This is a genomic window from Mesorhizobium sp. WSM4816 (assembly GCF_055811535.1).
Map to the genome: position 1 here is coordinate 19,021 of NZ_JBVVQR010000057.1, position 8,332 is coordinate 27,352.

Below are 8,332 nucleotides of genomic sequence, written 5' to 3' on the forward strand. Positions count from 1 at the left end.
GCCCGCCACACAGTGGGCGCTGACCGAACCCCAACCGTCACTTGTTTCGCCTGCCGGCAAGCCGCCGGCGGAACGCGCCCTTGCGCGTACTGAGAGGGACTTGCACCATGACCAGTTTCAACCTTTCCGAATGGGCGCTGCGCCACAAGAGCCTCGTCTTCTATCTGATGATCGCGGCCGCGCTCGCCGGCTTGTTCGCCTATACCGGCCTCGGCCGCGAGGAGGACCCGCCTTTCACAATCAAGACCATGGTGGTGAAGACGATGTGGCCGGGCGCCACGACCAGCGACACGGTCGAGCAGATCACCGACCGCGTCGAGAAGAAGCTCGAGGAGCTGCCCGATCTCGACTACGTCAAGAGCTACACCAAGCCCGGCGAATCCGTGGTCTTCGTCAACCTCAAGGACACGGTCGCCGCCGACCAGGTGCAGCCGCTCTGGTACCAGGTGCGCAAGAAGCTCGACGACGTCAAGCCGACCCTGCCGTCAGGCGTGCAGGGGCCGTTCTACAATGACGAGTTCGGCGACACCTATTCGCTGATCTACGCGCTCACCTCCGACAGCCTCAGCCATCGCGAGCTGAAGGATCTCGCAACCAGCCTGCGCGCCGGATTGCTGACGGTGAAGGATGTCGCCAAGGTCGACCTGATCGGCCAGCAGGACGAGAAGATCTATCTCGAATTCTTGACTCAGAAGGTGGCAGCACTCGGCCTCGATGTCGGCACGCTGTCGCAGGCGCTGCAGGCGCAGAATGCTCTGACGCCGAGCGGCACGGTCGACGCCGGCCCGGAGCGGATCGCCATCCGCGTCTCCGGCAGCTTCACCTCCGAGGAAAGCCTGAAGGCGATCAACTTCTACGCCAACGGCCATTATTTCCGGCTGGGCGACGTCGCCGAGGTCAAGCGCGCCTATTCCGACCCGCCGCAGCCGATGTTCCGCTTCAACGGCAAGCCGTCGGTCGGCATTGCCGTCTCGATGACCGCGGGCGGCGACGCGCTGGCGCTGGGCGAGAACGTCAAGGAGAAGATGCATGAGATGGAAGCCGAACTGCCGCTCGGCGCCGACCTCGGCCTGGTCGCGGACCAGTCGCATGTGGTGGAAGAATCCGTCGGCGAGTTCACCAAGAGCCTTGGCGAGGCGATCGCCATCGTGCTTGCCGTCTCGCTGCTGGCGCTCGGCTGGCGTCCCGGCGTCGTGGTGGCTATCGCCATCCCGCTGGTGCTGGCGATCACCTTCGTCACCATGGAGTATTTCGGCATCTCGCTGCAGCGCATCTCGCTCGGCGCGCTGATCATCGCGCTCGGCCTCCTGGTCGATGATGCGATGATTGCGGTCGAAATGATGATCTCGCGCATGGAGGAAGGCTACGACAAGATCTCGGCCGCCACCTATGCCTACACTTCGACCGCCTTCCCGATGCTCACCGGCACCCTGGTGACGATCGCCGGCTTCGTGCCGGTCGGCTTTGCCAAGAGCGGCGCCGGCGAATACTGCTTCTCGCTGTTTGCGGTCGTGGCCATCGCGCTGGTCGTCTCCTGGGTGGTGGCGGTGCTGTTCACGCCGCTCACCGGCGTGGCGCTCTTGCCCGATCGAATCAAGGGCCATGGCAGCCATCGGCCGTCGCGCATTGCTCGCGGCTTCCAGGCATTGCTCGAAATGGCGATGCGGGCGAAGTGGCTGGTGCTGTCGGTGACCGCGGGGCTGTTTGCGCTTTCGGTCGTAGCCATGGGCTTCGTCGGCCAGGAGTTCTTCCCGAAGTCCGATCGGCCCGAGGTCATGGTCGATCTCACCCTGCCGCGCGCTGCTTCGATCAAGGCGACGGACGCGGTCGTGGAGCGCGTCGAGAAGCTGCTTGCCGCCGATCCGGACATCGACCACTGGAGCTTCTATGTGGGCCAGGGCGCGGTGCGGTTCTACCTGCCGCTCGACGCGCAACTCGCCAACGACTTCTTCGCCCAAGCCGTGGTAGTCACCAAGGGCCACGCCGTGCGCCAGGCAGTCATCGACCGGCTGGAGAAGCAGCTGTCGACCGGCTTCGATGACGTCATGGCCCGCGTCACGCCGCTGGAGCTCGGCCCGCCGGTCGGCTGGCCGCTGAAGTTCCGCGTCAGCGGTCCGGACCCGCACAAGACGCGCAGCCTGGCGCAGCGATTCGCGCAGGTGTTGGGCAGCGACGCTTCCGTGCGCAACATCAACTACGACTGGAACGAGCCGGCCAAGGTCATCAAGGTCGATGTCGACCAGGACCGGGCGCGCGCGCTGGGCATCTCCTCGCAGCAGCTCTCCGAGACGATCAACGCGGTGCTGTCCGGCTCGAAGATCACGCAGATGCGCGACAATACCTACCTCGTCGACATCGTGGCCCGCGCGGTGGACTCCGAACGCGCCAGCATCGACACGCTGCGCGGCCTGACGATCAGCGCTTCGGGCGGACGCCGGGTGCCGCTCGAGCAGGTGGCAAAGCTCACCTACCAGACCGAGCCGCCGCTGATCTGGCGCCGAGGCCGCCTGCCGACCGTAACGGTGCAGGCCGACGTCGCGCCGGGCGAAAATGCGACTTCCGTGTCGTGGCGGCTGGAGAGCGCCATCGCCGCCTTCAAGGCGGAACTGCCGGCGCGCTACAGCGTCGAGCAGGGCGGCGTGATCGAGGACAGCGCCAAGGCGCAGGCCAGCATCTTGGTGGTCTTCCCGCTGATGCTGTTCATCATGGCGACCGTGCTGATGGTGCAGTTGATGAGCTTCCAGCGCCTAGTGCTGGTGCTGCTCACCGCTCCGCTTGCGATCATCGGCGTTGCCGGCGCGCTATTGCTCTCCGGGGCACCGATGGGCTTCGTCGCGATCCTCGGCGTAATGTCGCTGATCGGCATGGTGATCCGCAACTCGGTGATCCTCATCGCGCAGATCGACCAGCACATCGCCGCCGGCGAGGAGCCATGGGCCGCGGTGATCAGCGCCACCACACACCGCTTAAGGCCTATCCTGCTCACGGCGGCGGCCGCCATCCTCGGCATGATCCCGATCGCGCCGACCGTGTTCTGGGGACCGATGGCCTATGCCGTGATGGGCGGCCTGACGGTGGCGACCGTGCTGACGCTGGTCTTCCTGCCGACGCTCTACGTCACGTGGTTCGGTATCAAGGCGCCGGCCGAGACCACTCCAGTGTCCGAGCCAATCGCGGCCGCCGCCAAGTCCAAGCTGCTGGCAGCCTGAGCGGCGCATCCTCCAACAGACACGGCGGAAGCCGCCTAACCATCCAAGCGGAAAGGAACGATCATGAAACCCTTCTTTGGAAATCTTCTCGTTCGCGTCAACGCTGGCTTCCTGATCCTTGCCTCGGCCGGCGGGCTGGCCACGACATTGCCTGCTCGTTCTTCGGGCGCGGGGCTGAAGCTGTGCTGATCAACAACGCGCCCGGGACCGGCATCGGCTTCATCGAGGCGCACGGACTCGCCCTGATCCATCGGCGTGACGCTCTGGCGCATCGCTTACTCCCGCAACTGGCACGCCGTTCAGGCTGCCGTTCACATGCTGCTCGGAACGGCAAATCTTCTGTTCTGGCAGTTCTTCGTCGCCGCCGACGTGCTCGTCGTCGGCGACGTCACAACCGCGGCGCACTGGCTGTTCGTGGTTGCTCACCTGGCGGCGATGACGGATTCGACCCGGCTTGCCGCTTCCTCCTTCCCACTGACCTTCGATCAAAAATCAGGAGAAACGACAATGCCCATGAAATCCGTGAAGAAATTCCACTTCGCGGCTGCGTTGCTCGCAATCGCGCTTGCCGCTATCGAAATCATCGGGAGCGCCGTGCCGGCGCTGTCGCTGGTCAGCCAGGCCGAAGCTCGCATCGGCGCGCCCTGGACGCCACGCAGCGCCGCGGGCGTTGCGCGCCGCACCACCACTTGGCGAGTGCTGAGACACACCACCTCCTGGGTTGCCATGCTGCCGGCTGGCTGCGTCCGCACCAAGGTCAACGGCTTCGACGTTTGGCGCTGCGGCGGCACCTATTACCGGGCCTATCAGGGCCGCTACATCGTGGTCGTTGTCGATTGAGGCGCCTCGGGGGCAGCCTCGCCGAGGGCAAGGCTGACGCCCTCGGCGAGATGCTCGGCGTCGGCCCGGCTTTCGAACGGCACGCCGCGCAGCGCATAGTCGAGCGGTGAGAAAGGATCGCCCTCCTTGATGAGGGCGATCTGCCGCCGCGCCTTCTCCATTTCGCCCATCTGCGCATAGCAGGCCGCCAGCCTCGTGCGGATCCATGGCGCCGGGCGCGTTGCCAGTTCCAACGCTTCCGCCGCCTGGCGGTACTCCCCCATCATGTAGAGCGCGAGCGCGCGGTCGAACTGGTACCAGTGCGGATGCAGCGGATCGATCCGGATGCCGCGCGCCAGCCACGTCAGAGCTTCGAGCGGCCGGCCGCGCATGGTGAGCAGCATGCCCATCTGCTCAATGCTGTCGGCATCATAAGGGTTGAGCTGCAGCGCGATGCGCATGTGATGCTCGGCCGCCACGTGGTCGCGCATATAAAGGCGGATCAACGACTGCACGCGGTGCCCGGTCGGCTGGTCGGGCGACAGAGCCAGGCCCTTGTCGGCAAGGTCGCGCGCTTTTTCCAGAACGGCGTCGCTGGCGCGTCCGAATTCCCCATCCAGCGAGCGCGCCAGGCCGAGATAGGAGTAGGCCAGCCCGTAATTCGGGTCCTTGGCGATCGCTGCCTCGAACAATGCCTCGGCGCCGCGCTGGTCGGTCTGGGCCGGATCGCGCAGCAGCGCGAAGCCGCGCAGCAGAAGTTCATAGGCGGCGAGGCTGGTCACCGGCTTGCGTGAAGCCTGCTCCAGGCCGGCGTTGGTGACCCGCGTGACAAGGCGGCTGACGATCTGCTCGACGATCTCGCGCTCGATCGCGAACAGGCCAGCGCCCTGCGACTGGTAGCGTTCACCCCAGAGCTGGCTCGCGGTGGCGATATCGACGAGACTGACGGCCACCAAGACCTGTTCGCCCTGGCGGCGAAGCGATCCCTCGACCAAGTAGTCGGCGCCGATGCGGGCGCGGATCTGGGGCCACTCGGTGCGGCCGAAGGAAGCGAAGGAGAAGCTCGAATTGCGCGCCAGAACCGTGACGGTGCCGAAGCGCGCCACGCCATTGATGAGGTCCTCGGCAAAACCGTCGACCATCGCCTCGTCGGCGGGATCGCCGCTCTCGTTGCGGAAGCGCACGACGGCCATAATCGGCTGGCTGCTGATTTCGGGCGCGGCTTCCGCCTCCGCGGCAAGCATATAGCCGCGTTTCGAGACTGTGCGCACCATGTCGTCGCCCAGCACCTTGCGGATTTCGCGGATCGACTGGGTAAGCGAATCCTCGGTGACGTAAACGCCGGGCCACACCACATCCATCAATTCCGATTTCGGCACGACGCGCCCCATATTGCGGGCGAGATGCGAAAGCACTGCGTAAGCTTTCGGACGCAGGAACAGCGGCTCCTTAACGCCGCGCAGCGTTCCCATGGCCAGGTCGAGCGTAAACCCACCAAACCGGAAGACCTGATCAGCCGTCGCCGTCGTCATGGGGCACCCCTTTGGGACACCGGATGCGCCGCGTCGGGCGGCCCGACGCGGCATGGTCGAAGCGCATTATTGCCTACTACGCACTTGCGATCAAACTGCTTTCGGCGCTCGTCAGAAACCAGCCAGCCGGATCATCAACAGCTCGCCCCAGCATGGTCGCCTGAAATATCTGCTTCCGGGCAACGGCAAAGCTAATTTCTTCGGCTCACATCTGGCCGGCAGCCCCGGCCATTGCCGACATGACGAGTGCTGCTGACTGGCACCTTTGGGGCGGCGGGCCCGGGCCACCCATGAAGGTGGGACCCGCGTTGTTCAGCCCTGCTTTTCCAATTCTTGGAAGGCATTTCGAATGGCTTCTATGAGCGTGGGAATTGAATATGGCTTCTGTAGCCAACCAAGGGGCCTGGCCGGTCCAGCTCTAAGCTTCACGTCCCGATCACCGTGCGCCGTCGTAAAGATGCATCGTATGCCGAGGTTGCGGTACAACTCCAGGGCGGCATCGATCCCGTCCCGTTTTCCAAGCAAGCGGATATCCATGAGGACAAGCGCCGGCTTGGTCGCCAGCGCATTGCTTATAGCCTTATCGGCGCTGGTGGCAGGCCCCGCCGCCGAAAAGCCCGCAGCGCTCAGGCCAGCTTCTATGTCGAGTGCGATCAGGAAATCGTCCTCTACAATCAAGATCGGATGATCACCCGCTAATGCGGACTGTCCTCCGCTTGTGCCTTCACGGGAGAAAGCCAGTTGCGGCTTGAATGATGGCTTGATGTCGCCCGCCAGGCCCGATTCAGGCATCGATGCTTTGGTCGCAAAGGCAACCTCCTTGGGCGACTGAGAAAAACTCACGGTGCCCCGACACGGATCTCGGCGAACGTCGAATACCCCACCAATTTGTCGCACCAAGCCTTCGACGAGCCGCAGGCCCGAGGACGACGGACGGACGGAACTCAGGTCGAACCCTGGGCCTTCATCCTCGACCTTCAGTCTATTGCATTGACCGTCTTGTCGCAGGGAGACGCGGATCGTTGCGTGTGCCTTACCCTGCGAGCCGTATTTTACGGCGTTGATCAAAAGCTCGTTGACAATGAGAGCTAACGGCATAGCGATGTCGTTCGGCAGTTGGATTGGATCTGCCTCGCAGATCAGATGTACCCCGGCGGGGAACATCTGTTTTGCAGTCTCGCAAACAGCACTCAGGAAGGGCTGGGCACCGAAGTTGCGGGCGTCGGGCGTGTCGTAGAGAACGCGCTGGGCGGCAGCCATGGTCGCCACCCGTTTGCTGGCCTCGTCCAGAACAACTCGAGCCTCTGAGCTGTGACTGTTCCTTGCCGACATCGATAGCAGTGACTTCAGCATCATCATGTTGTTCTTCACACGATGATTGAGCTCATCCAGCAGAATCCGTTGCTGGGTTTCCGCCTGCTTACGCTCGCTCACATCGACTAGCATGTTTATGCCGCCGATGACCTTTCCGGCGGCATTTCGCATCGGTGTCGGATAAGGGATGAATGGAATCCGGGTGCCGTCTGGTCGCTCGGCCACTGCTTCATATCCTCGGACGGGTCGCCCTTCGCGAAGTGAGATAGCCATCGGACATTGGTCGTGGGGAAGCGGAGTTCCATCCGGCCAGTAGAGCTTCCAGGTGACGCACCATTCGTCACTGCCGATAACGGGCGTTCGGCCGGCGAGCTGCACCGCCGCTTCGTTGAAATATGTGATCTTGCCCGCCTGATCGGTCGTGTAGATCGCGGCAGGAATGGCGGCGAGCAGGTCCTGGAGGTGGCGCTCGCTATCCCGGACCCGCGGCTTCGCCAAATCCCCCGTGTACACGGACCCTTCGGGGCAAGACATGCCTAACTCAAAGGCGAGGCAGCACATCGGAAACGGAGAGAGCTAAGATGGCCCGCCCCAGCCATCAGCCCGATGGTTTTCATCGCCGTCAGGTAGAGGCGCTGGCAGGCTATGGCGTTCCGGAGGCGGACATTGCCGGCATGGTCGGCATTGATGCCAAGACGCTGCGCAAACACTATAAACACGAACTTGCCTTTGGCCACACCAAGGCCAATGCCAAGGTGACGGAGAACCTCTTCCGCAAGGCAACGGGCGAAGGTCGTGAAGCGGTCATCGCCGCCATCTTCTGGCTCAAGGCACGCGGCCGCTGGAAGGAGACCTCGGTCAACGAGCACTCAGGTCTGGACGGCAAGCCGATCGAGCAGGTGCATGAGATCCGCCGCATCATCCTGCGCGCTCCGGATCCTGCAAGCTTGGGCAAGACTCCTGCCGGCACGCCGCCAGCGAACAATCCCGTCACGCTCTGGGACGCGGACCGGGCCAAATGAGCGCCGATATCGAAGCTCCTCTGGAAAACCGGCCACTGAGCTCCAGGGTGGAGGCACTGGCCGGCTTCGGGCTTAGCACGGCCGACATCGCCTGCGTGCTCGCCATAGACGAGCAGGACCTCAAGGCGACCTACGCCCATGAGCCCGAGAGCGGCGCCATCAAGGCCAACGCACGGGTCGCCGAAAGCCTTTACCGCAAAGCGACCGGTGAAGGTCGGGAGGCCGTCACTGCAGCGATCTTCTGGCTGAAGACCCGGGCGCGCTGGAAGGAGACCTCCATCCATGAGCTGGAGGGAAAACTGGACACATCAGTGACCTTCGTGACCACCTACGAAGATATGAGGCTCCTGTAGGGCACAGCGCTTCACCTCGCAGATCTTAGGGCGAACAGCCCCGCTCCGCAGATCAAAACTGCGCCGAGAACGGTGGTGATCTT

At 63.8% G+C, this 8,332-nt stretch carries 7 protein-coding genes; 5 read left to right on the forward strand and 2 right to left on the reverse strand.

Annotated features, from left to right (window positions below):
• Positions 1–107: 107 nt before the first annotated feature.
• From AC0L3H_RS31475 to AC0L3H_RS31485, 3 genes are all read left to right on the forward strand, one after another.
• A complete protein-coding gene (locus AC0L3H_RS31475; RefSeq protein ID WP_473495555.1) occupies positions 108–3,209 on the forward strand; it encodes an efflux RND transporter permease subunit in 3,102 nt (1,033 codons plus the stop codon).
• 63 nt (positions 3,210–3,272) lie between these two features.
• Positions 3,273–3,398, forward strand: a complete 126-nt coding sequence (locus tag AC0L3H_RS31480) for a hypothetical protein (protein ID WP_473588064.1) — start codon at positions 3,273–3,275, stop codon at positions 3,396–3,398.
• Positions 3,399–3,464: 66 nt separating this feature from the next.
• Complete coding sequence (locus AC0L3H_RS31485) at positions 3,465–4,049, forward strand: hypothetical protein (protein ID WP_473588065.1); 585 nt, start codon at positions 3,465–3,467, stop codon at positions 4,047–4,049.
• On the opposite strand, the gene AC0L3H_RS31490 is transcribed toward AC0L3H_RS31485, so the two are convergent.
• Positions 4,025–5,560, reverse strand: a complete 1,536-nt coding sequence (locus AC0L3H_RS31490) for a winged helix-turn-helix domain-containing tetratricopeptide repeat protein (protein ID WP_473495552.1) — start codon at positions 5,558–5,560, stop codon at positions 4,025–4,027. The genes AC0L3H_RS31485 and AC0L3H_RS31490 overlap by 25 nt on opposite strands.
• Before the next feature lie 312 nt (positions 5,561–5,872).
• Positions 5,873–7,387: a histidine kinase dimerization/phosphoacceptor domain -containing protein gene (locus AC0L3H_RS31495; protein ID WP_473495551.1), complete on the reverse strand. Its 1,515-nt coding sequence runs from the start codon at positions 7,385–7,387 to the stop codon at positions 5,873–5,875.
• A 68-nt stretch (positions 7,388–7,455) separates the two neighbouring features.
• Between AC0L3H_RS31495 and AC0L3H_RS31500 the strand changes: the two genes are divergently transcribed.
• Both AC0L3H_RS31500 and AC0L3H_RS31505 read left to right on the forward strand, forming a co-directional pair.
• A complete protein-coding gene (locus AC0L3H_RS31500) occupies positions 7,456–7,896 on the forward strand; it encodes a hypothetical protein (RefSeq protein ID WP_473588066.1) in 441 nt (146 codons plus the stop codon).
• Positions 7,893–8,249: a hypothetical protein gene (locus tag AC0L3H_RS31505; RefSeq protein ID WP_473588067.1), complete on the forward strand. Its 357-nt coding sequence runs from the start codon at positions 7,893–7,895 to the stop codon at positions 8,247–8,249. The genes AC0L3H_RS31500 and AC0L3H_RS31505 overlap by 4 nt, the downstream gene beginning before the upstream one ends.
• Positions 8,250–8,332 lie beyond the last annotated feature (83 nt).

Coding starts and splice junctions, on each gene's coding strand:
- AC0L3H_RS31475 (WP_473495555.1), top strand. CDS start 108: ATGACCAGTTTCAACCTTTCCGAATGGGCGCTGCGCCACAAGAGCCTC.
- AC0L3H_RS31480 (WP_473588064.1), top strand. CDS start 3,273: ATGAAACCCTTCTTTGGAAATCTTCTCGTTCGCGTCAACGCTGGCTTC.
- AC0L3H_RS31490 (WP_473495552.1), bottom strand. CDS start 5,560: ATGACGACGGCGACGGCTGATCAGGTCTTCCGGTTTGGTGGGTTTACG.
- AC0L3H_RS31500 (WP_473588066.1), top strand. CDS start 7,456: ATGGCCCGCCCCAGCCATCAGCCCGATGGTTTTCATCGCCGTCAGGTA.
- AC0L3H_RS31505 (WP_473588067.1), top strand. CDS start 7,893: ATGAGCGCCGATATCGAAGCTCCTCTGGAAAACCGGCCACTGAGCTCC.